Source organism: Erysipelothrix anatis, from assembly GCF_009828745.1.
GTDB classification, from domain to species: domain Bacteria; phylum Bacillota_I; class Bacilli_A; order Erysipelotrichales; family Erysipelotrichaceae; genus Erysipelothrix; species Erysipelothrix anatis.
Genome location: NZ_WTSX01000013.1, coordinates 41,938 through 63,056, shown reverse-complemented (window position 1 = coordinate 63,056; position 21,119 = coordinate 41,938). Strand labels below are relative to the sequence as shown.

General features: G+C 35.5%; 25 protein-coding genes. All 25 read left to right on the top strand.

Translation table 11 applies throughout. The annotated features are described in order from the left end of the window. The first annotated feature begins 88 nt into the window (after window positions 1–88). The 25 genes from GVV19_RS09240 (at window position 89) to GVV19_RS09120 (ending at window position 21,070) form a co-directional block, all read left to right on the top strand. Window positions 89–403 carry a dockerin type I repeat-containing protein gene (locus GVV19_RS09240; protein WP_159647190.1) on the top strand — a complete coding sequence of 105 codons (315 nt, stop codon included), beginning with the start codon at window positions 89–91 and terminating at the stop codon, window positions 401–403. Next, window positions 403–837 carry a hypothetical protein gene (locus GVV19_RS09235; protein WP_159647188.1) on the top strand — a complete coding sequence of 145 codons (435 nt, stop codon included), beginning with the start codon at window positions 403–405 and terminating at the stop codon, window positions 835–837. Before GVV19_RS09240 ends, GVV19_RS09235 begins: the two co-directional genes overlap by 1 nt. Window positions 838–1,227: 390 nt before the next feature. Next, the gene (locus GVV19_RS09230; protein ID WP_159639122.1) at window positions 1,228–1,605 is read left to right on the top strand and encodes an HNH endonuclease; all 378 of its coding nucleotides are present in this window, start codon (window positions 1,228–1,230) and stop codon (window positions 1,603–1,605) included. Further along, on the top strand, window positions 1,605–1,994 hold the full coding sequence (locus tag GVV19_RS09225) for a hypothetical protein (RefSeq protein WP_159647186.1): 390 nt from the start codon (window positions 1,605–1,607) through the stop codon (window positions 1,992–1,994). Before GVV19_RS09230 ends, GVV19_RS09225 begins: the two co-directional genes overlap by 1 nt. Before the next feature lie 161 nt (window positions 1,995–2,155). After that, window positions 2,156–2,770 (top strand): helix-turn-helix domain-containing protein, encoded by a 615-nt coding sequence (locus GVV19_RS09220; RefSeq protein WP_159647184.1) that lies wholly within the window; start codon window positions 2,156–2,158, stop codon window positions 2,768–2,770. Continuing rightward, the gene (locus GVV19_RS09215; protein ID WP_159647182.1) at window positions 2,757–4,472 is read left to right on the top strand and encodes a terminase large subunit domain-containing protein; all 1,716 of its coding nucleotides are present in this window, start codon (window positions 2,757–2,759) and stop codon (window positions 4,470–4,472) included. Before GVV19_RS09220 ends, GVV19_RS09215 begins: the two co-directional genes overlap by 14 nt. A 19-nt stretch (window positions 4,473–4,491) precedes the next feature. Next, a complete protein-coding gene (locus tag GVV19_RS09210) occupies window positions 4,492–5,646 on the top strand; it encodes a phage portal protein (RefSeq protein ID WP_159647180.1) in 1,155 nt (384 codons plus the stop codon). After that, window positions 5,647–6,351 carry a head maturation protease, ClpP-related gene (locus GVV19_RS09205; RefSeq protein WP_159647178.1) on the top strand — a complete coding sequence of 235 codons (705 nt, stop codon included), beginning with the start codon at window positions 5,647–5,649 and terminating at the stop codon, window positions 6,349–6,351. Window positions 6,352–6,369: 18 nt separating this feature from the next. After that, window positions 6,370–7,503 (top strand): hypothetical protein, encoded by a 1,134-nt coding sequence (locus tag GVV19_RS09200; RefSeq protein WP_159647176.1) that lies wholly within the window; start codon window positions 6,370–6,372, stop codon window positions 7,501–7,503. A gap of 32 nt (window positions 7,504–7,535) precedes the next feature. After that, on the top strand, window positions 7,536–7,742 hold the full coding sequence (locus tag GVV19_RS09195; protein ID WP_159647174.1) for a hypothetical protein: 207 nt from the start codon (window positions 7,536–7,538) through the stop codon (window positions 7,740–7,742). Further along, complete coding sequence (locus tag GVV19_RS09190; protein ID WP_159641799.1) at window positions 7,717–8,019, top strand: hypothetical protein; 303 nt, start codon at window positions 7,717–7,719, stop codon at window positions 8,017–8,019. Before GVV19_RS09195 ends, GVV19_RS09190 begins: the two co-directional genes overlap by 26 nt. After that, on the top strand, window positions 7,973–8,353 hold the full coding sequence (locus tag GVV19_RS09185) for a hypothetical protein (protein ID WP_159647172.1): 381 nt from the start codon (window positions 7,973–7,975) through the stop codon (window positions 8,351–8,353). The genes GVV19_RS09190 and GVV19_RS09185 overlap by 47 nt, the downstream gene beginning before the upstream one ends. Next, complete coding sequence (locus tag GVV19_RS09180) at window positions 8,346–8,690, top strand: hypothetical protein (protein WP_159641795.1); 345 nt, start codon at window positions 8,346–8,348, stop codon at window positions 8,688–8,690. Before GVV19_RS09185 ends, GVV19_RS09180 begins: the two co-directional genes overlap by 8 nt. Further along, window positions 8,677–9,072 (top strand): HK97-gp10 family putative phage morphogenesis protein, encoded by a 396-nt coding sequence (locus GVV19_RS09175; protein WP_159641793.1) that lies wholly within the window; start codon window positions 8,677–8,679, stop codon window positions 9,070–9,072. The genes GVV19_RS09180 and GVV19_RS09175 overlap by 14 nt, the downstream gene beginning before the upstream one ends. A 3-nt stretch (window positions 9,073–9,075) precedes the next feature. Then, a complete protein-coding gene (locus tag GVV19_RS09170) occupies window positions 9,076–9,684 on the top strand; it encodes a major tail protein (RefSeq protein ID WP_159641790.1) in 609 nt (202 codons plus the stop codon). A 30-nt stretch (window positions 9,685–9,714) separates the two neighbouring features. Next, window positions 9,715–10,077, top strand: coding sequence for a hypothetical protein (locus tag GVV19_RS09165; protein ID WP_159647170.1), 363 nt, complete (start codon window positions 9,715–9,717; stop codon window positions 10,075–10,077). A 108-nt stretch (window positions 10,078–10,185) separates the two neighbouring features. Further along, window positions 10,186–13,149, top strand: coding sequence for a phage tail tape measure protein (locus GVV19_RS09160; RefSeq protein WP_159647168.1), 2,964 nt, complete (start codon window positions 10,186–10,188; stop codon window positions 13,147–13,149). Then, window positions 13,146–13,808: a phage distal tail protein gene (locus GVV19_RS09155; RefSeq protein ID WP_159647166.1), complete on the top strand. Its 663-nt coding sequence runs from the start codon at window positions 13,146–13,148 to the stop codon at window positions 13,806–13,808. The genes GVV19_RS09160 and GVV19_RS09155 overlap by 4 nt, the downstream gene beginning before the upstream one ends. Continuing rightward, the gene (locus tag GVV19_RS09150; protein WP_159647164.1) at window positions 13,805–16,372 is read left to right on the top strand and encodes a phage tail spike protein; all 2,568 of its coding nucleotides are present in this window, start codon (window positions 13,805–13,807) and stop codon (window positions 16,370–16,372) included. Before GVV19_RS09155 ends, GVV19_RS09150 begins: the two co-directional genes overlap by 4 nt. 17 nt (window positions 16,373–16,389) lie before the next feature. After that, window positions 16,390–17,049 carry a hypothetical protein gene (locus tag GVV19_RS09145; protein ID WP_159647162.1) on the top strand — a complete coding sequence of 220 codons (660 nt, stop codon included), beginning with the start codon at window positions 16,390–16,392 and terminating at the stop codon, window positions 17,047–17,049. Between the two features lie 14 nt (window positions 17,050–17,063). Beyond that, entirely contained in the window at window positions 17,064–17,474 is a 411-nt protein-coding gene (locus GVV19_RS09140; protein ID WP_159647160.1) for a hypothetical protein, read from the top strand. Continuing rightward, window positions 17,474–18,319 carry an N-acetylmuramoyl-L-alanine amidase gene (locus GVV19_RS09135; protein ID WP_159647158.1) on the top strand — a complete coding sequence of 282 codons (846 nt, stop codon included), beginning with the start codon at window positions 17,474–17,476 and terminating at the stop codon, window positions 18,317–18,319. Before GVV19_RS09140 ends, GVV19_RS09135 begins: the two co-directional genes overlap by 1 nt. A 4-nt stretch (window positions 18,320–18,323) precedes the next feature. Beyond that, the gene (locus GVV19_RS09130) at window positions 18,324–18,557 is read left to right on the top strand and encodes a hypothetical protein (protein WP_159647156.1); all 234 of its coding nucleotides are present in this window, start codon (window positions 18,324–18,326) and stop codon (window positions 18,555–18,557) included. A 588-nt stretch (window positions 18,558–19,145) separates the two neighbouring features. Then, a complete protein-coding gene (locus GVV19_RS09125) occupies window positions 19,146–19,859 on the top strand; it encodes a hypothetical protein (protein ID WP_159647154.1) in 714 nt (237 codons plus the stop codon). 350 nt (window positions 19,860–20,209) lie between these two features. Next, entirely contained in the window at window positions 20,210–21,070 is an 861-nt protein-coding gene (locus GVV19_RS09120) for a LicD family protein (RefSeq protein ID WP_159647152.1), read from the top strand. The last annotated feature ends 49 nt before the right edge of the window (window positions 21,071–21,119 follow it).

Genomic DNA, 21,119 nt, shown 5'->3' with positions numbered 1-21,119 from the left:
TATGATCCATACACAGGAAGAACTACACCCAAAGTTCATCACGCAATCAACCTAACAATCAGGTACTTAGAAGCGCAGGAGATAATCAATGGAACCATTTAAATCGAAAATAGTAACTAACGTATTGCTAGTCGCAATTCTAGCCTGTTTATTGGCTCTTGGAGTGGAAATTTCATCAGAGAGTAAAGACCTGAAAAATGATTACCTAGTCGGCGATGTTAACGGCGATGGAATATTAAATATATCAGACATGGCCATGATTAAGAGTCATCTTATGGGAGTAAGACGTCTTGAAAAATCAGAACAACTGCGGGCTGATATCAATAAAGATGGAATAGTGGATGGAACAGACTTGGAATTAGTAAGGATTATCATTCAACGAAAGTTAGGGGTGTATGAATAATGACATTAAACGAATCAGATAGAATTAAACTCGAGTTAGATCAGTTTAAAAGAGAACTATCCTCATGTAATTGGTATAACATGAAATTAAGAGAGGTAAATTTAGACCTTGAAGAAATAGCGGTCAAACTGTATGAAGTACCAGGACAGTCATATGAAGAGCGAATTGGTTCAAACAACGGATATCAAACACCCAAACTTGCATTGATGCTGGAAGAAGAGGAACTAATTAGATTAAGGGATAATTGGGAATCCAAAATAAATTACTGCAGAAAGGTTTTAAGCTTTTGCAGTATAGATGTAAAGACTTCCCTAATAAGAATGTACATATTGGAAGATAACCATAGCGAAGTGGCAGAAACCTATGATTATTCAAGAACTGGATGGAACAAAATTATTGATAAAGAACTTAAAACGTTACTAATTACTATGTGAAACAAAAAAGAGACATTGTCTCTAAAATAAAGTGTTATTATGATATCGTTAAGTTGTAACGGCTTAGCAAATCTCTAAACACAATCCATATCCGTACAAAAGGCACGCATTAATTTGTGTGTCTTTTGTTTTGGTTCGCGCCACAGCATAACCAGACAAGTTATAATTCCTCCGCTGTGGCGGGAACGAGAAAGGGTGATTACATGTATCTATGCACAAAACTATGTATTGGTAAGAGTAATTCAGAATATTTAGTTCAAATTGCACAAGGTGATAAAGTTCAAGTGATTAAGAAACTAAGGGATGTAGTCCAAGTGAGACTCAACTCAAAACAAATTGTCTACATTAGCAAGTCTACATTGATGTCTAACTTCAAACCTATTTAACGAAATGAATTACAGTAAGAAGCAGCGAAGAGCAAGAAGATCCAAGCCAAAGAACTGGGAGCATGAGATTGCAAAAGGTAATACAGATGCATTCTACAAAAGTACTGATTGGGATATCTTACGGGAGAAAGCATTAATAAGAGACAACTTTACTTGTCAATTCTTTATGGGGCTTTGGACTGACGGAAAACACAAACCAACTCGTATTGAACCCGTAAAAGCAAATACAGTTCACCATATCATTTCAATTAAAGAGAGACCTGACTTATGTTTGGATATAGATAACGTTATCAGTTTATCTTTTGATGCTCATGAATTGATTGAGGGAAGAAATGGATTTTTGTTTAAGCGCAAGAAAAAATTGACCAAGGAGATGTGGTAATGGAACTTAACAAATATATTCTACAAACGAATGGACTACTACAGTCCGAACAAAAAGGCAGTGGAGTCATAAAGTACACTGAGGATATTATGACAACTTACTTCCTAACGGAGTTAGATGTCAAAGCAGTACAAGTATTTGCTTCTACAAAGGTAAGTAATGATGTTGCACTTCAGCTATCTCATACGACAAAACTAATCGAAGTAATCCAAAATTCTTTTATGGTATTGATTGATATTGATCAAGCACAAGCAAACGAAATAATGAAACTGATTGGCATGTTCGATGGTTCTTTTGTTGAAGGTAAACAAGCTGCAGTGTACGACTACTTGGTTAAGGTTGAGGTTGCTAATGGATTAATACTTGTTGCTGTAACAGAAGTTAGTTAACTAAGTTAACTTGTTTGTTAACTTAAATAAAAAATGAAGTGTCAATCAAAATACCCCCCCCTAAAAATCTCGGATTAATAATTTTCTAAGGGAGAGCGGGAGTGTGGGTCTGACTGTTCAGAAATAATTGAAAATCTCGCGTGAAAGGGGGTGCTGATAAATTGGACCTAAAAACACAGTCTTTAGAGCTTAAAAAAGCATTGAAGAAAAACAAATCATTCAGTCAACGTAAATTAGCCGAATATTGCTCTGTTAGTGCTTCGATTGTTAGTCAGTGGGTAAACGGGAAACAAAAAATCAGCGACGCAAAACTTCCTCTTGTCGAGTCATATTTTGATGTTAACTTTGTTACTGAGAAAAAACCCAAAAAAGTTAACAAAAAGATAAAAGTTAACCAAGTTGAAAATGTCACTGATAATTTAATCAGTTCAAGTACCAATCTCAAACCACCTGATTCTAGTAATGAAAAATACGACTTAATTCGCAATGATTTATCAGATCAACTCGAAGCTCAAGGCAAGTTTGGAAAACACTATGAAAGTATACTAGATCATCTAGTGTACTTTTTTAAATTGAAAGACGAATTGCAGAATGATATCGAAACAAATGGAATCAGAATAGAAATATCTACTGGTAATGGACATCCTAAAATTGTTGACAATCCATCAATTAAAAACTTGAATTCAGTTAGCTCGAGAATCATGACAATTATTAAAGACTTGAACCTCGAAGATGAAGAACCTGCGGATGGTTTTACATTTGATGAATTTACCTAAAGTAGTCGTCGAGTATATTGAATTTGTCAGCAATAACCCAGATGCAATATCTAATGATATTAAGAAACTCATCGAAAATGTTGTAATTCCGACTTTCGATGATGAAAACACTTATTTTGATGAAGAAACATTTAATAGGTGTATCTCATTTTGCGAAAGATGGTTCTATCCACTGTTTCCTTTTCAAAAGTTTAGGTATGCAATGGCATTTGTATATCGAAAAGATAATCCGGACATAGTAATCTTCAAAGAACAGTTTGATCTCATGGGTCGAGGGAATGGTAAAGATGGATATCTAATACCTTTGGCACTATTTATGTTAACTCCTATGTATGGGGTCAATAATTACAACATCGACATTGTCGCTACAAGTGAAGAACAGGCAATTAATTCATTCGATGTGGCATATAACATGCTTGAAGAAAATAAAAAAGTCATGCGCAAATTATTTTACTGGAACAAAACAGAAATCATTTGCAAACAAACGAAGTCAAAAATGCGATACAACACCTCTAATGCTAAAACGAAAGATGGTAAGCAAACGGGAATGATTATCTTTAATGAGCTTCATGCATATGAAGATTACAAACAGATTAATGTTTTCTCGTCAGGTCTTGGAAAGATTAAACATGCTAGAACGTGGACAATTACTACAAATGGTGTCGTTCGAGATGGTCCGCTAGATGAAAAAATATCAACAGCAGAGAGCGTTCTAAATGGTGAAGTCAATATGCTAAGTATGTTTCCGTTCCTAAATAGAATTGATAGTAAATTGATTGATAAACCTATGAAAAAGTATTTAGAGACATTTGATGAAAATGATATCGATATAACTGTTTGGGAGCAATCAAATCCGAGTCTTAGGTATATGCCTGTACTTAAAGAACAGGTTATTACCGATTACGTAAAAATGTTAAAAACACCTTCATTTAAAACTGAATTCTATGCAAAACGAATGAACAGACCAATGCAGCGCCAGGAGCAAACAGTTACAAGTTGGGAAAATATACTCAAAGCTTCTTATTCTGATGTAACACGAAAAATTGGAAGAAGCCAAACGGTAAAGAATGGCAGTGCTGCAATTGTAGGTATCGATTTCGCTTCATTTAATGATTTCGCCAGTGCTGGATTTTTATTTGAAGTTGATGGAGAAACCATTTGGATACAAAAAACTTGGATTTGCTCAAGAAGCAAGTTTTTTAAAGAAATGAAGTTCCCGTTCGACAATATTGGTCAAGAAGGATTTAAAGATTTTGAAGTTCTTGACCACGATTACATCGATGAACGTCATCTCGTTGGTTGGGTCTATGAAAACATGATGAAATACAACGTAAAGAAGATTGTTCTCGACAGTCATCGATTCCTATTGCTCAAAGCAGCTTTTGAAGAATATGGAATAACAGTCGAATCTAGAGACAATAAAGATGGAATGGTACGGATGATTCGACTTAATAACTCTGTTTACAACATAGTGGCTCCGCAGATAGAAAAACTATTTATCGAAGGGAAAATTAATATTGGGAACAGTGCGATGATGCGGTGGGCAATCAATAACACTGCAATGAAACGAGGTAAAGATGGTTCTCTTAGTTTTGATAAGATTGAACCGAAGTTACGGAAAAACGACCCTTTCATGGCATTTGTCCATGCTATGCAGGCTAAAGAATTACTCAAAACACAAGTAATTACACTTTATATGTAATTTAGAAAGGAAAACATTTATGAATCTATTTAAAAGATTACAAAAGAGTTCTGTACTCATTGATTTTTTAGACGGTGATCTAGAAAAAACTGCAAAAGAATTAAATGTAAAAGAACTAATGATTGATCATGCGATTGATTTAATTGCAAAGCAAATATCTAAGGCAAAATTTAATTATTATGAGAATGGCCAAATTAGTAATGACGAAGTTTCGTACACATTAAACGTAAAACCTAACAACATCCAACTAGCTAATTCATTCTGGTCAGATGTAGCAAGAACTCTTTTAAAAGAAAATGAAGCTTTGCTTATCGTTAAAAATAAGAAATTAGTTCTTGCTGAGAGCTTTGATGTAAAAAGTGCAGAGTTTAACTCAGTAAAATATTCGAACATCAAATTCACATTTGATGGCAAAAGTTACTATTCAACGAGCTCATCTAGTGAAAACGCAATTCATCTATCGCTTGGAGATTCCGATATAACCAATGTCATTGAATCCTTTAATAAAGATTATTCAGAAATGATTCAAGTTGCTTTAAAGGGGTATTTAAGAAGTAACAGTAAAAAATTCAAGTTAACGCTTCCCGGGGCAAACACCCAATACCAAGACCAGGATGGAAATGAAGTAAGTGTAGATAGTTATGTAAATGAAAAGGTTCTTCCAAGTCTGCTTGACGTGGGAGATGGAGTAATATCGATACCAAATAGTTTCCAGCTTGAAGAAATGAATATTAAAGAAACTTCAAAAACTTCAAGTGATACGAATGATCTTATAAAGAAATTTGGTGATTACGTCGCCATGATGTTTTGTATACCATTAGATGTTTTCTATGGTAGTCAGACTGAAAAATCTACTGGAACAAATGATTTCATGACTTTTGCGGTCATGCCGATTATTAAAATTATCGAAACTGGACTTAATGCTGGACTTATCTCAGAAAAAGACTATCTAAACAATACTCGAATCATCGCAAACAAATTCTCAATGCAGTATTTCAACATTATGGATATTTCATCGAGCATTGATAAATTGCGCAGCGTAGGATATTCGTTTAATGATACTCAAACATTTATCGATGAACCGACTATTGATGAAGAATGGGCCAATAAACGATTTATAACGAAGAACTATCAAGACATGAAATTCGACGAGCAAAAGGAAGGAGGTGATTAAATGAACGATGTGATGCAATTTAAACAAAAAAATGCAACCACAACTGAAATGTACGTTTACGGAGAAATTCGTAAAAAAGGATTATTCGAGATGTGGTTTGGTGATGACGAAACTAGAACAGGTGCATTTGATATAAAAGATGCATTAGAAAAAGTGACAACACCGAATTTGACAGTACGTATCAACTCAATGGGCGGATCCGTAAGTGAAGGACTAGCAATTTACAACCTTCTTGAAAGTTTTGAAGGTGAAGTCACGACAATTATCGATGGATTTGCATGTAGTGCAGCTTCGATTATTTTCATGGCTGGGAGTAAACGGATCGCGCCTGAATCTAGTTTACTTATGATTCACAATGCATGGTCTAGTGTTTCGGGAGATTCTAATGCACTTGAAAAAGCTGCAGAGGATTTAAAGAAAATTACACAACCAAGTCTCAGTATTTATACTTCAAAGAGTAATCTAAAAGAAGATGAAATCAAATTGATGATGGATAAGGAAACTTGGATTACTCCTCAAGAGTCATATGACTGGGGATTTTCAACGACAATTGATCGTAATGAAGCGAAACAGTCCATTGGAGATGAATACTTCAAAAGATTAATTATCGAAAATAAATCTTTGAAACAACAATTGAATGAAATAAGTTTAGAAACCGTTGAACAACAAACACAAAACGTGACTGGTTGGGAGGGTTTCTTTTAGTTGATAAAGGAGAAAATTATGAAACTAAAAAACATTAATACTGAAGCATTGGTACAGAAAATTCAGGAAGCTTCAATGGAAGGCAAGAGTGAAGCAATTGTTCAAGCGATGCAAGCGTTACTTGATGATGCAATGAGTGAACAAGTTACACGATATCAAGAAATGGCAGCAGATGTTCAAGCAAATGCAGCAATGGCAGAAAAATACGGATTACGTCAATTATCTTCTGAGGAAAAAGATTACTATCAAAAAATCACTACTGGAGCATATACGACGGAACAAGACAATTTGCTTCCTAAAACAGTTCTAACTTATTTATATGAAGATTTGAAAAAATCTCGTCCTTTGTTCGCACACATTGACTGGGCACCTGCAGGTCTAAAAAAATGGATTGTTGGTGAAAAAGTTGGAAAATCAACTTGGGGTGCGCTCGATTCAAAGATCACGGAGGAAATTAAAGCCGAATTAAGTACTATTGATTTAGAAGCACACAAGTTATCTGCGTTCTCTTTAGTACCTCTTGGAGTTATTGAATTAGGGTTCGAGTGGGTCGATTTATTTATTCGTGAATCATTGCTAGAAGCAAATGAAGAAGGTCTCGAAGAAGGCTTTATTGCAGGGATTGGAAAAGATTCTCCGATTGGAATGCTTAAAGATTTAGATGGATCTGTAACTGGTGGAGTTTATCCGGACAAAACAGCAGTTAAATTAACAGATTTTACACCAGCAGGTCTTGCTGAAGTTGTTAAATCACTCAGTGATGACGGTAAACGCACAATTTCTAAGATGCTTCTCGTCGTCAATGCTTCAGATCAATATACAAAAATTGCGCCAGCAACTGTATTTTTAACCGCTACTGGAGAATATCGTCGTGTGATGCCTTATGATATCGAAATTATTCCATCTGTAGCAGTTCCAAGTGGTAAAGCCATTTTGACACTACCTAAAGCTTATACTGCTGGTATCAATCGTATGGGAATTTCTACAAGTGATGATTTCAACTTCTTGGATCACTTACGTACACACAAAATTGTTACATATGGTAACGGAATCATTAAGAAGAATAACATGGCAGTTGTGCTTGATATCACTGATATTAAGCCAGTAGCATTCAATGTTGCACAAGATGGAAAAACTGGTGAAGGAGCATAAGCTCCTTTTCTCATTAATTCAAGGAGGTAATTATGTATGAAGTAATCGCACGTTGGCACGACTTAAAAGATGATAACCATCAGTACCATCCTGGTGATACTTATCCACGTGAAGGATTGAAGCCCAACAAGAAAAGAATTCAAGAACTGAGTTCAACGAGTAACATTCGAGGAATTCCTTTAATTAAGAAAATTGAAAAGAAGGTAGCCGATAATGGTGAACAAGAAAACGGAAACTGACTTCGATAAAACTAAACTAATGGCAGAAATACGTATTGAACAAAATATTTCGCCGTACGTAGAAGATGCATCGTTTACTCACTTAATTGATGAAGGTATTTATGACATCAATAATATGTCGGGTTTTCGAATTGACTATGACCAAGATTGTGATGCAAGAGCGTTATTAAAAATGTATGTTTTATATCGTCGTTTTGCGCGACTTTCAGAGTTTAAGGAGGTATATGCAGGTGCTTACACCACTTTACAAATCAGGTACCACAATGCCGGTATATAACGATGGTTTTGCGTCGATATTAACTATTGATCAAACTGATGATAATTATCCTCAAGATGTGTTAGTTAACACTGATAAGAAGATAGGTTTCAAAATGTTATCAATTTCAGATCGGCTCAAGTTCGAATTTGAACAACGGGAAAAGAAAATCTCATTGAAAATTAGAATCCCTCAAAGTATGGAAATTACATCAAAAACTGTATTGAAACTCGGGAGTGATTACCACAAAGTTTACAACGCATATCACTTCACGAATAAAGAGGGATTTCCTGAAACAGATTTAACTCTTGAGCCGTATACTGATCCAGTTTTGAAGGAGAATGTGAATGGATAAAAGCAAGCTTGTAGAAGTTCTCAAAAGTCTTGGAATACCCGTCAACGAAGGAATCCAAAATGATAACGATGTAAACAAATCTCCTAGAATTGTATTTTTTGAATACTTATGGACCGACATTCCAGCAAGTGATGATGTTCATGCCACAGTTGTGACATATCAAGTGTCTTTCTATTCAAGAACTCCTCGTGATCCCAAATTAATTCTATTAAAAGAAAAACTCAATGAATTAGGTTCTAGGCCTCAAATAAATCATGAGTTTGTTGACAAAATTCCATCATTTCATTCATTTTTTCAAATAGATGTTATTGAAGATTTAGGAAATGAGACAGAATAACGATTCGTTCGATGCTTTTCTAGAACTCAGTGAGTATCTTAGTGAAGTAACAACTTCTGCAAGCAAGGTACAGGATGTTCTAGTTATTGCGGCAAAAGAGTATTCAAATGATTTGAGAAAATTGCCTAAACCACATTCAGATATCAGAAAAGCTGGATATACTCATTTGCTCGATAGTATTGGGTACGTTAGGGCAAAAGACAATGAGGTCGAAGTAGGGTCTAAAACTGAATACTATTTACGTTTTGTAAATGATGGTACAAAATCAAGCGCAAAAAGAAAATGGAGTACTCCAAGAACTCTATTTTTGAACAATACTTACGAACGAAACAAAGAGAAATACAATGCACTAATGCTTCGCAAATTGAAGCTAGAAGGATAAAAAATGACTACAAAAAAACCATTTATTAAGCGCTCTGTCGGCGCGCAATATACTGCATTCAATACACCAGGGGCAGATGGACAGTTCGATTTAGCTGCATTTGAAAAAGCAGTTAAACAAGAAGTTGTCAAAACAATTGGTGTGACAGAAAATGAAGAAACAAATACTGTTACCGCAAGTGGAAAAATGTATGCAACAGTGTCACAACGCAACGGTACGGAAATTGCGATGGATGTTGTAGCGTTTGATCCACAAACACTATCTCGAATGCGCGCAGAAACCAATACTGGCGGACTCGTAAAGAGCGGTGAAGGAAAAGAACGTCCATTTTTCGCATACGGATATGTCGAGAAGAAGGATGCTGGAAATTACAAGTATATTTGGTATCCAAAATGTCAACTTGTGTCGAACACAAAAGACATTGCGGATGGAGGTGAATCATTCAGTGAGCAGAATGATACATTAACGATTCGTGCTTACGCATATGATGATTTAGGAAACGATCATGTTTACATCGACAGTGAATTTGAAAATGTTCCTGAAGGGATTACTGAAGATAAATTCTTTGCTAAACCTATTACAACAATTGAAGGATTAACAGAAGGAGCGTAATGCTCCTTTTGTTGTTAAAAGGAGGATCCAATGATTCTACAACTTAAATCGGGACAAGCAATAAAACTTGAGTGGAACTATCTAGTTCTTGAATATTTGGAAGAACGAGAAGGTTCAATGGAAATGTTGCAAGAAAAAGTAAATCAAACGAATGACCTTGAAAAAGTACGTCTATCCAATTCATTCATTTATGCCGTTATTCAAGCAAATGTTGATGATGTGATGACTTACAAGCAAGCAATTAGAAGTGTTAAGCCCGAGGACTATCCGCGTGTTTTCGCATTCATTCAAAAGCAATTAGAACTTCAAAATTCTTACAAAAAAAAAGGAACATCAAAGAGGAATGGAAACCGCAAAAAGAACGGTCAGAAAAAATCGACTGGGCAAGCCTGAAATTTACAGCAATTCAAATTGGCATTGGCGAGTCTGAATTTAAAAAAATGAATCCCATCGAGTTCAATCAGATGGTCGATATGCATATTGAACTAGAAAGGAAAAAGAATGGCAAATGATTTAAAGAAAGTTGGTCTCATATTTAAAGCCGATGGTTCTGCTGATTTTATTAAAAGTAATCAGGCTGTAAATGCAGTTCTTAAAGAAAACTATCAACAATTCAGGTTAACACAATCTCAATGGGATAGTTCTACAAAAACATCTGAAAAATTAAGAGACAAGATGCAGTATCTTACACAGGCATATGATATCCAAAATGACAAAGTAAGAATCCTTAAGACTGAACTTAAAGAACTTCAATCGAATGAACAATCATCAACTGTTGAAATTGAAAAGAAAAAAGCTGCAGTTGCGCAAGCGGAAGCAGAACTCGGTAGATATCAAAAGCAAATGAATGCAACTTCAAAAGAGATTAAGTCAGGAACGGCCGATCTAAAAGATTTTGCAAAGAAACTTGATGATACTGGAGACAAACTTGTTAGCACTGGAAAGAAAGCATCGGTATTCTCTGCAGCCTATGCTGCGGCTACTGGTTTAGCGATTAAAGCATCAGTCGATTTTGAAAGTGCAATTGCAGGAGTAAATAAAACTATTGACGGTACTCCAAAACAACTTGCAGACATTAAGCAAGGCATTAGAGACATGGCAAAAGAAATTCCAGCAAGCACTACCGAAATTGCAGCAGTTGCAGAAGCAGCCGGTCAACTAGGAATACAGACCGATAACGTATTAGCTTTCTCAAGAGTAATGATTGACCTTGGTAACGCAACATCGATGTCTGCAGAAGAAGCGGCAACAACTCTTGCTCGATTTGCGAATGTAACTAGAATGTCTCAAAATGATTTCTCAAAGCTCGGATCATCCATTGTAGCTTTAGGTAACAACTTTGCTACAACTGAATCCGAAATTTCGGCAATGGCCATGAACCTAGGTTCTGCAGGAACGCAAATTGGAATGAGCCAAAGTGACATATTAGCGTTGGCAGCATCATTAAGTTCAGTAGGGTTGGAAGCACAAGCGGGTGGTACTGCATTTTCTAAATTGATGATTGAAATGCAACTTGCGACTGAAACAGGTAGTGATGCATTAGCAGATTTTGCAAATGTCGCCGGTATGAGTGCAGATGAATTTGCACATAAATTTAAAACTGATGCAACAGGAGCTGTTATGGCATTCATTGAGGGATTATCCAAAACTGATGAACGCGGAGCATCGGCAATTAAAGTTCTTGATGATATGGGTATTTCTGAAACACGTCTACGAGATGCCTTACTGCGTTCAGCAAATGCCAGTGATATATTTAGTGATGCAATAGGTCTAAGTTCTCAAGCATGGGAAGAAAATACGGCTCTAACTGATGAAGCAAGTCAAAGATACGCTACTACAGAATCTCAAATGATTTTGCTAAAAAACTCAGTAAATGATTTAGCTATTTCTTTTGGTGATTTATTGCTACCAAAGGTCCAAGCATTCGTTGATTTCATGAAAAACATAGTTGATGCAATAAACAATCTTAGTCCTGCAATGAAGTCCGTTGTTTTATTTATCGGATCACTTGTTGCTGCGATTGGTCCGTTGCTAATAATTATTGGAAAAATGGCTCATGGTGTTTCTGCATTGATGAAAGCATTTATTTCACTCAAACCAATAGTTGCCCCAATATTTGTTGCTTTAAAAGCTGCAGTCGTTGGGTTTGCTGCAACATTAGGTTTGCCGGTTGCCGCAGTTGTTGCAATTGGTGCAGCTATAGCAGCTTTAGTTGTTGTAGTTGTTAAATATTGGGACGAAATAAAGACATTCACTATAAATACGTTTAATGCCATTTCAGAGACAGTTAGCGGTGTAATTTCAGGTATGGGTCAACACTTCACGAACTTTAAAGATTCAGTAACGAGTGTCATTGAATCAATCAAACTATTTTTTACTGAATCATTTGCAAGTATTGAAACTTTCTTCCAGGAAATATTTAACAATATCTCAATCTTTGTAACTGAATGGATAGCAATCATTTCGGAAAACTTCAACGCATTTATTGCAAAAATAATGGAGATGTTGGCATTACCAATTGAATATTTAAAAAATGCTGCAATTCTTATTGTGGCAGTGCTTGCAATGATGTTAGAGACTATTTATACAACTGTAATCGCGCCATTAGTTGCATTCTTTGTAGGTGCATTTGAAACGATAAAGACTAACATCGAAACAACGATTGCGAATGTAGTTGAGTTTTTTCAAACATCATTCAATACAATTCAAACAAACGTTACTGCAACCTTGAATGGGATTTATGAATTCTTTACTAACATATTCGATTGGATTAATCAAAATGTTATGATGCCGTTTCAACTCAAAATGACTGAAATCTTTAATTCAATTAAGCAAGTTGTATCATCGTTTATCGAGGGTACAAAGGCATTCTTTATGAATGGTTTTGAATGGGTTAAAAACAATGTAGTACAACCGCTTGTAGGATTTTTTAGTGGGGTTTTCAATTCTATCTTTAGTGTTATTAACAACGCTATTTGGTCAATACAAAATGCTTTTGCAAACATGAAGAATTATGTCCTAAATATGTTTACTGCCGTTAGAGACTCTGTTGCTCTTATGTTTAATGCTATCGGAAACATAATTAAAGCGCCAATCAATGGAATCATTGGCCTGATTAACAGTGTTCTCAGTTCTTTAAATAGAATTCGAGTACCTAGTTGGGTTCCTGGCATTGGTGGAGCTTCTGTTAACTTTCCAATGGTTAGTTACTTGGCAACAGGAGGCGATTTGCTCTCAGGGGCAGCTATTGTTGGTGAGGCAGGACCAGAGATATTAATGCAAAGTCAAGGGCGATCAACAGTCGTACCACTTACAGAAAGTGGAAAACACAATGCAACAAGTATTATTGATTATGAGAAATTAGGTGCTGCAGTTGCCAATGCAATGAGATTAATGAAGTTCACAATCGATGACGATGGTATCGGTAAATTTGTCGATGATAGACTGTTGGGGGTTATCCAATGATTAAGTTTAATGATTTAAGCGAAATAGAATTAGGTGTTGTTATTGAAGAACCAACAAGAATTCTAGGAAGAGCCCCTTTAAAAACAGAAATAACAGCGATTGATGGTCGTGATAGTAACATTGTTGATTATCTAGGATATGAACCATTTAAGACATCTCTTGATTTTCAGATTCTAGATATTAGTAAAATTGATTTACTATTTGAGACTTTAACAGGTCAATTAAGGCTTGATTATGATGGAAAATACACTTTTATTAACACTTATGATGCTATTAACCTGGAACGTATGGCGTTTCTAAGGAAATTCTCAATATCTGTTCATCGAGATCCATTTTGGAGAATTGATGATGATTTTGTAGAAGATTTTAGCAATGTCGGAAACGTAGCTTCAAAACCAATTTTACGACTTGTTAAGAAACAAGACTCAACAGTAGATATGACAGTATCGGGCATTCGGTTTAAGTACACGTTTAATGAACATGATGCACATGTTGATATTGATTGTGAAAATAAAAATGCGATGTACGATGGACTATCGAGAAATAGGAATTTAGAAATTGGATGGGATTTCCCAATATTTCATCCAGGGAAAAACGTTGTAACAATTCACTCAGGTGATGCTTTGATTTTATGTAAAAGAAAGGACTTGTGGTTATGATAAGACTATTCAATTCTGATGAAACGAAATTTCTTTCAAACGGAGACCATGTTATCAATCCTTTTAAACTGATTGAAACAAAGAAAAAATCGCTTAATGGGTGGTTTATAGAAGTAGAATGCTCAATTGAACACAAAGACATAATCGCTAAAGATATGTTGTGTGTCATCCAAACAAAATCTAAACTTAAACCACAAGCATTTCGAATTAATACTTTAAAGGTAACATCTCGAAAAATAACCTTCACAGCTGATCATGTTATGTTTGATGGGGAACGATACTTTCTCGATAATGTGAGACCTACAAATATGAGCGCAATCGGAGCGCTTAACTATATTGATGAGAGAGCGGACAATGATAGTCCGTTTTCTTATGTGTCAAATGTATCAAGTTCTAATACTGCGTATTTCATAAGAAAAAACTTACTGGAAGCATGGTCAATCATGGAAGAACGTTGGCAGGGCATATTTGATGCTGATAACTTTGAGATTAGTTTTAATATTGATTTACCAATTGATAAGGGTGCAACGCTCAATTATGGTGTTGACCTGCAAGGTGTTGAAGTTATTGAAGATTGGAGCGAAGTCGTCACTAAGCTTTATCCAACTGGCTATGATGGAATTATGCTTCCTGAGAAATTCTTATTGTCAGAAATCGAATATCAACAACCCTACACTAAAACAGTACATTTTGAATCGGAGTTTGAGGAAGATGAAAAAACTCCAGAAAATTTGATTCCCGAACTGAGGGCTAATGCAAGGAAGTACATGTTACAAAATGAAGTTCCTCGCGTTTCTTATACTGTTAAAAGTGATGTTCAGCAAAATCTAGATATTGGTGATTTAATTGTAGTAAGACATCCAGTCCTATTACTTAATACTCAAGTTCAAGAATATACTTATGATGTTATATCTAAAAAAGTGAGAACTCTTGTATTTGGAAACTACAGTCGAGATGTAAAGAAGAAGTTTGGTGAAGTAAAAGACTTAATTAATAAAACAGTACAAAAAATGTCCGTTACAGAAGCATTAGTAAATCATCAAACCAACTTGATTAATTCACTTAATAAAAATGGATTTGTTTATATCGATGATAACGAAATCTTAATACTCGATAAATTACCTAAGGAGAATGCATTAAACGTTTGGAGATTTGGTCTTGGTGGGATAGGTTTTTCTTCGAATGGTTATGAAGGACCGTTTGATTTTGCCTTCACTCAAGATGGTAAGTTCAATGCTAGTTTTATATCAGCTGAATCTATAACGACAAATCACTTAGCGAGTGACGTTGGATCAAGTCTAGACTTGTCATCTAATAAAGCGATAACAGCATTGGTAAAAGATTTAGGAACACTTGATAACGGACAGAATTTGATATTAGGTGCTAATGGAGAACTCGGGTACAACGGCTGGGAGTTTTCTCAACCAGGATTGTACCCATCATTCTCGCCACCTCACGTACCAATGAGTAGAATTACTCCTACATTCATCGTGGAAAAAGTTCATTCACTATCTAAATCTGCTCTAAAGTTCTTCACTGAAGGTAAAGCATTATCTCCGGTTGCGTATATAGTTCCAAACGAAATTTATTCATTGAGACTAAAAAGACAATTGGGTATGCAAAGTTTTAGTGTGTCAATTATTGAGTTTAATGCCGGCATGCTTCAATTGAAGAAAACGAGCGTTGTATTTGACGATGCCAATGAGTATGAAGAAGTATCGTTCAAACCAACAAGTGAAACAATGTATGCACGATTTGAAATTGAGACACTCGATAGCAACTCACTTACATTAACTGAAATTATGTTCAATCGAGGAACACCTTCAGTTTGGAAAGAGAGTTCTGAAGAAGTACGTGTATATGCTGAAACAATCGTACAAGTCTTAGATAACAAGTTTAAAATCGATATTGAAGAAGTTGAACGTAGTGTTGATGGAATAAATCATGATATCCACAATGCGGGATTAGAAATAAATGCTAAAGAAGGAATTCTAGCATATGGTCCTAAGTTGAAAATTATGGATCAGGGAAAAACAAAAGAACTACTATCAGTTGTTACAAGAAATGGTCAGGAGTCTATCTACATCGACATATCTAATGGTTCCGTTGGGAATTTCAGTCTTATAGATGGAGTCATGGATTTTACGACTGCTGATTATATTCGAGATTACACAAAAGCAGATGCTGCATATGTGAAGATGATCCTGGAAAGTACCGTAACACCAACTTCGGAAGATTTAGTCATTTATGATTTGAATGGTGACGGAACAATAAATGTTATTGATTATTCGATGATTAATGCAGAAGTAAACGGTATTAGAAAGATAAATCGAATCGTTAAATCAAACATTAAAATCGGAACAAATCACGGTAACGTTGAAATAACAACGTTGTACAAGAAAGATAATAATTATGTAGTTGGAGAACGAAACGTGTTTTCAAGTTCAAGTACTAATTCAAGGAACCTAATTGCTAAGGCAATGTCTACAGAAGCAATAAGTTTAAAAGGAAAACTATTAACCGTCGATTCAAATGGTTTTGTTAAAGCAATTGTAGATGCTTAAAGAAAGAGAGGTTGTACATGCCAATGAAAAGCTTTTTAAGTTACATATTTAAAGACAATGACCCAGCAACTACCGACTTGTTCGATTCAAATTGGGGGAATGGGGTTACTGCTCACCTTAATAGTCTAATGCGTTCCCCTCATATTACAATTCCAAGTGATGACAGACAGGCTCAATTGAACCTCGAAGGATCAAATTACTACATAGGCCCAGACGGTATCTCTCTTGGTTATCCTGCGAACTATATATCATTAATTAATGTGAAGCGAGACGCCAACTTGAATCTTCAGTTATTGTATTCAAATGTTGGGATATGGGCTAGAACTGTAAACCATAACGCATCTTCACTGGAATGGACATTAATGGCCTCACCAAAAAGAAGATATGCTATAACGCAAGGAACTGGTGCATCTAGTATTGGTCTTGGAAGAGTTACAGAAGTAAATGGAGTAGTTACATTGGAACTTGTCGGAGTATTTACAGCTGGTGGAGGAGTAAAATTACTCGGATGGATTCAAGGTGGTTTAGCACCTAGTAGCGTTATTCGTGCGGTTGGAATTACAACGAGCGGAGGAGTTACAAAACCAGCAGTATTCCGTGTATCTAATGAAGGGTGGATTGATACACCTGAAGGTGCAGGCGGAGAGTTTCATTTGTATGTCACGTATACTAAATAATCAAAGGAGAAACTATGAACGAAATCATACTATTCATTAAGAGCGACCCATTGTGGGTCGCTTTATCATCATTACCGCTAGCAATTATAGCGAAGAATTTACTTGGTGCAGGTCATGCACAACAATCTAATCAATTAAATTGGAACTATCTGAAACGTGGATTGTACAAAGGATTACTAATTTACATGGGAATCGCGGTTCTGTCCGTCATGGCAGCTCTAAGTAATGATTTAAGTGTCAATGTTAATGGAACGAGTTTAACTCTCGTACAAGCCGTTACAGTGATAATCATGGGAGCAGTCGCGGTATACGTGAAAGATATCTTTGAACTGTTTCTACTAATCTTTAAACAACCAACAACTATTGATGAAAATAAAGTAATTAAAACAGAAAGCGGTACTTATGAGTACCAGGAGGACAAGTAATGTTACAATTCGCAGAATACGCTAAACAAGTAGGACTAACAGTTAAACAAAACTTTACGAGTAAAGTAAGTTCCGCTTACGGATCCACACGAGCATCAAGTGCCGCTCATCGTAAACCAATTGAAATGGTTGTTATTCATACAACCGCAAATGACGCGCCCGCAGTTAATGAAGCAGCAAACCTCGCGAACAACGATGGCACTAATTCATTCAATGCAGTAGTTGATGCAAATGAAGTATATGAAACTGTACGCTTCAGTGATGTTTCTCACCATGCTGGAGATGAAGATATTAACCAATGTTCAATCGGAATTGAGTTAGTTGAAAAAAATATTGAAGAGGGTTACATCAACTTCGTTAAATATCTTGGATATGCAATGGCTCAATTGGGCTTGTATCCGTCCACAAAGACCGTAAGATTGCATGGTGAGTTTGTACACACATCGTGCGGTACGTTCTACAAACGCAAAGGAATGAACCATATCGTTCGTGATATTATCAAATACTACGAGATTGCATTAAATGGAACTTCACAAGAAGTAACACCAACTCCTAAACCTGAACCAATTATTAAATCAAATGAACAGATTGCAGCACAAGTTATGCGTGGTGATTGGGGTAATGGTGATGATCGATACAATCGACTCACAAATGCAGGTTATGACTACTATGCAATCCAAGACATTATCAATGGCGGAGTAACGCCTACAAAATCAATTAATGATGTAGCGAACGCAGTTATTCGTGGCGACTATGGAAATGGTCAAGCTCGCTATGACAAGCTACGTGCAGAAGGATATGATGCAGATGAGGTCCAATCTAGAGTGAATGAGATTTTAGGATAGTTCTATGTCCAACTATGAATTTATGGGAATGATTGTACTTGTTGCTATTCCTACAGTCACAAGTATCTTCAAGTTATCAATTTCAATTGCTAAATTTGCAAATGCTGTAGAAAACCTAACTGCATGGCAAAAAATCAAAGATGATAAGGATGACGAACAAGACAAACGCTTGGATAATCATCAGCAAGAAATCGATAAGATTAAGAAAACTCATTATGAAAAAAACAGAATAAACTAAAAAATGGCCATTTTCTTTTATGAAAGTGGTCTTTTTTCTTCGTGTTCATTGAGTAATACAATAGAAGCGCAATAGAAACTAGATAGTAATGTGCTATGTTCAATGTGGTTGTATACCTATAATTACATCTCGTATCTAAAATACAGCCATTATACGCTCGCTGGAGTGTTAGAATCTGACCTACTCCCGTGAGTTTGTGAAAAAAGAAGGTTGCCCTTCTTTTTTATAGATTTACAATATAGTCAATAAAAGTAACAACTTAAGCAAAATGCATTCATCTTTTTATATATTTAGTCGTATACTTTTGTTGTTGAATAGCATTCTCCATAATAGCTATTTGATAAAGGAACAATGAAGAACTTCCTTTCTTCCTGATGTACTTGATCAGTACATTCACTAGTGGTTATATACTGTCTCTCAACTCTTTTATCTAATCAGATAAAGAAATATGTATATAACTGTAAATCAAATGATCGGTGGGGATTATTTGGTACAAAAAGCGCCCTTTCTCCAAGGCGCTTTTTACATATTAATCATTAAAAACTACAATGTAAACGTTTCCTTAACAAAACTTACTTGATTTATGGTATGGTCATTCCTGTTAGTGCAGAGGGGAAAATTACCGATGAGTTAATAACTGCATCAGAACACAGTGAAGGTGTCAGGTTTGTTATAAAAAATAGTGGAGAAGAAATAGAAATAATTCATGCTAAAGATGACTCATATGTTAAGGTTTCGGGTTATAAGTATTCACCTGAAGACTATTTAGAAGCTGTTACAGAGCAGTCTTTAGATAATTCTCAATATCCGATAACAACTTACTTATCTAATTATAGTCAAATATTTGTCGAAGATGTGGTAGCTCCTGAAGTGGAGTCGAGACAAATGGCACAAGCGTATTGGGATGTGATTCCTCCCACAACAGGTTATAGAGCTGATAGATTTATTGGGGTCGTGAATACGAGTCATAATCAAAATATTGCATTTATCGGAACAAGCGCAGGACTTACTACTGCAATTACAAAGTTAAGCTCTATTGGTCAACTTTCCGTGGCTGCGATAAAAGCAGCATTTACATTGACATTTGTGAAAGCCGTTCTTGTTGCTGCGGTTGCAGCAGGGGTAGTCGCATTCGTGGCTGGGAAATATCTAGCTCCAGTAAAAACAAATAAATGGGAAGCCTTACACTCAGCTGCACCAGCTGCAAAAAACACTTGGCAGATGATAACATACGTTGGAAATCAATCGTTTACAGGTAGCAAATATTATACTTACTACTATTATGCCAACCCAGGGTATTAGACTAGTTAGAGGTGATCGAGATTGAAAATTTTAGATGGTTTGATTATTGCGTTAGATGTAGTTTTATTCTATTTTATTTTGAGTAAATTATTTGTTGACAATTACCAATCAATAATTATTCTTCTGGTGATTAGAGAAGCATATGTTGTCTTAACTATGAGAAACCAAATTATGCTCCGAGAAGACCTTAGAAGAAAAAATGATCATCCACTCTCTTAACTGAGAGTGTTTTTTTATTATAATACTTACTGTAGTGACCTATGACTAGGTTAGTTGAGTTAATAGTGATATACTAAGGTTAATTAGTCTAATATTTATGGATTTCTGATTTTAAAAGGAGGTCTTAAAATATGATTGTTTCCGATCAAACGCTATCAAAAGAGTTGATTAGAAAGTTGCAATTAAACGAACTGTACTTGTTAAAAGAGTTTAATGATTTTTGTTCAAAACACATGATTCCCTTTACACTGGATTTTGGGTCAATTATTGGCGCAATAAGACACAGGGGGTTCATTCCTTGGGATGATGATATAGATATAGCGATGCTTAGATGGGATTACGATGTCTTTTTAGAATTGACTAAGCAATGGAATAATGAGCATATTTTTGTTCAAAATTATGACACTGACCCGCAATATGTCCATTCATTTACCCGCCTTCGTTTGAACAATTCGAAGGCATTACAAGAAGAATGGTCACATCTCGATGTACATCATGGAATTTTTATTGATATATTCCCTTATGATGTTATGCCATCCTCAATTGATGCAATAAGATTGCATGAAGAAGAAATTAACATTCTACAAGAAGCGAAATTAAAGCGCGTTAAATTACTCAGGGATAATGATAAAGTGTTATGGGAGAGAGCGAAGATACATTGCCCTCTAGCTCTTAATTCAATGCAAGAGTTAAACAAAATACAAACCAAAGTCATGACGAAGTACAATGAAACACATAGGGATTCAGATTTTGTAACGCATATGACTCAGGGATTTAAAACATACAGAGAATACAGAAGGCGAATACATGATCATCTTAGACCTTCTTATTATGCTTTTGAAAAGATACTGCTACCCATCCCTAATAATTATCAATTCATACTGCATAACACATACGGAGATTACCTTTCTTTCCCACCAAGTAGTCAAAGAAAACCTCATCACGGATTGATTGAATTAGAGTTTAATGAAAAAATAAATATGAAAATCTGACATAAAAACTGATAACTTCTAAATATATAATGGTAAATAGATGTAGACT

Bases quoted from the DNA above. Each gene is read 5' to 3' on its own strand.
- GVV19_RS09230 (WP_159639122.1), top strand. From the start codon at position 1,228: ATGAATTACAGTAAGAAGCAGCGAAGAGCAAGAAGATCCAAGCCAAAG.
- GVV19_RS09130 (WP_159647156.1), top strand. From the start codon at position 18,324: ATGTCCAACTATGAATTTATGGGAATGATTGTACTTGTTGCTATTCCT.
- GVV19_RS09240 (WP_159647190.1), top strand. From the start codon at position 89: ATGGAACCATTTAAATCGAAAATAGTAACTAACGTATTGCTAGTCGCA.
- GVV19_RS09210 (WP_159647180.1), top strand. From the start codon at position 4,492: ATGAATCTATTTAAAAGATTACAAAAGAGTTCTGTACTCATTGATTTT.
- GVV19_RS09180 (WP_159641795.1), top strand. From the start codon at position 8,346: ATGGATAAAAGCAAGCTTGTAGAAGTTCTCAAAAGTCTTGGAATACCC.
- GVV19_RS09165 (WP_159647170.1), top strand. From the start codon at position 9,715: ATGATTCTACAACTTAAATCGGGACAAGCAATAAAACTTGAGTGGAAC.
- GVV19_RS09215 (WP_159647182.1), top strand. From the start codon at position 2,757: ATGAATTTACCTAAAGTAGTCGTCGAGTATATTGAATTTGTCAGCAAT.
- GVV19_RS09235 (WP_159647188.1), top strand. From the start codon at position 403: ATGACATTAAACGAATCAGATAGAATTAAACTCGAGTTAGATCAGTTT.
- GVV19_RS09175 (WP_159641793.1), top strand. From the start codon at position 8,677: ATGAGACAGAATAACGATTCGTTCGATGCTTTTCTAGAACTCAGTGAG.
- GVV19_RS09145 (WP_159647162.1), top strand. From the start codon at position 16,390: ATGCCAATGAAAAGCTTTTTAAGTTACATATTTAAAGACAATGACCCA.
- GVV19_RS09190 (WP_159641799.1), top strand. From the start codon at position 7,717: ATGGTGAACAAGAAAACGGAAACTGACTTCGATAAAACTAAACTAATG.
- GVV19_RS09200 (WP_159647176.1), top strand. From the start codon at position 6,370: ATGAAACTAAAAAACATTAATACTGAAGCATTGGTACAGAAAATTCAG.
- GVV19_RS09140 (WP_159647160.1), top strand. From the start codon at position 17,064: ATGAACGAAATCATACTATTCATTAAGAGCGACCCATTGTGGGTCGCT.
- GVV19_RS09125 (WP_159647154.1), top strand. From the start codon at position 19,146: ATGGTCATTCCTGTTAGTGCAGAGGGGAAAATTACCGATGAGTTAATA.
- GVV19_RS09195 (WP_159647174.1), top strand. From the start codon at position 7,536: ATGTATGAAGTAATCGCACGTTGGCACGACTTAAAAGATGATAACCAT.
- GVV19_RS09170 (WP_159641790.1), top strand. From the start codon at position 9,076: ATGACTACAAAAAAACCATTTATTAAGCGCTCTGTCGGCGCGCAATAT.
- GVV19_RS09120 (WP_159647152.1), top strand. From the start codon at position 20,210: ATGATTGTTTCCGATCAAACGCTATCAAAAGAGTTGATTAGAAAGTTG.
- GVV19_RS09135 (WP_159647158.1), top strand. From the start codon at position 17,474: ATGTTACAATTCGCAGAATACGCTAAACAAGTAGGACTAACAGTTAAA.
- GVV19_RS09155 (WP_159647166.1), top strand. From the start codon at position 13,146: ATGATTAAGTTTAATGATTTAAGCGAAATAGAATTAGGTGTTGTTATT.
- GVV19_RS09205 (WP_159647178.1), top strand. From the start codon at position 5,647: ATGAACGATGTGATGCAATTTAAACAAAAAAATGCAACCACAACTGAA.
- GVV19_RS09150 (WP_159647164.1), top strand. From the start codon at position 13,805: ATGATAAGACTATTCAATTCTGATGAAACGAAATTTCTTTCAAACGGA.
- GVV19_RS09160 (WP_159647168.1), top strand. From the start codon at position 10,186: ATGGCAAATGATTTAAAGAAAGTTGGTCTCATATTTAAAGCCGATGGT.
- GVV19_RS09225 (WP_159647186.1), top strand. From the start codon at position 1,605: ATGGAACTTAACAAATATATTCTACAAACGAATGGACTACTACAGTCC.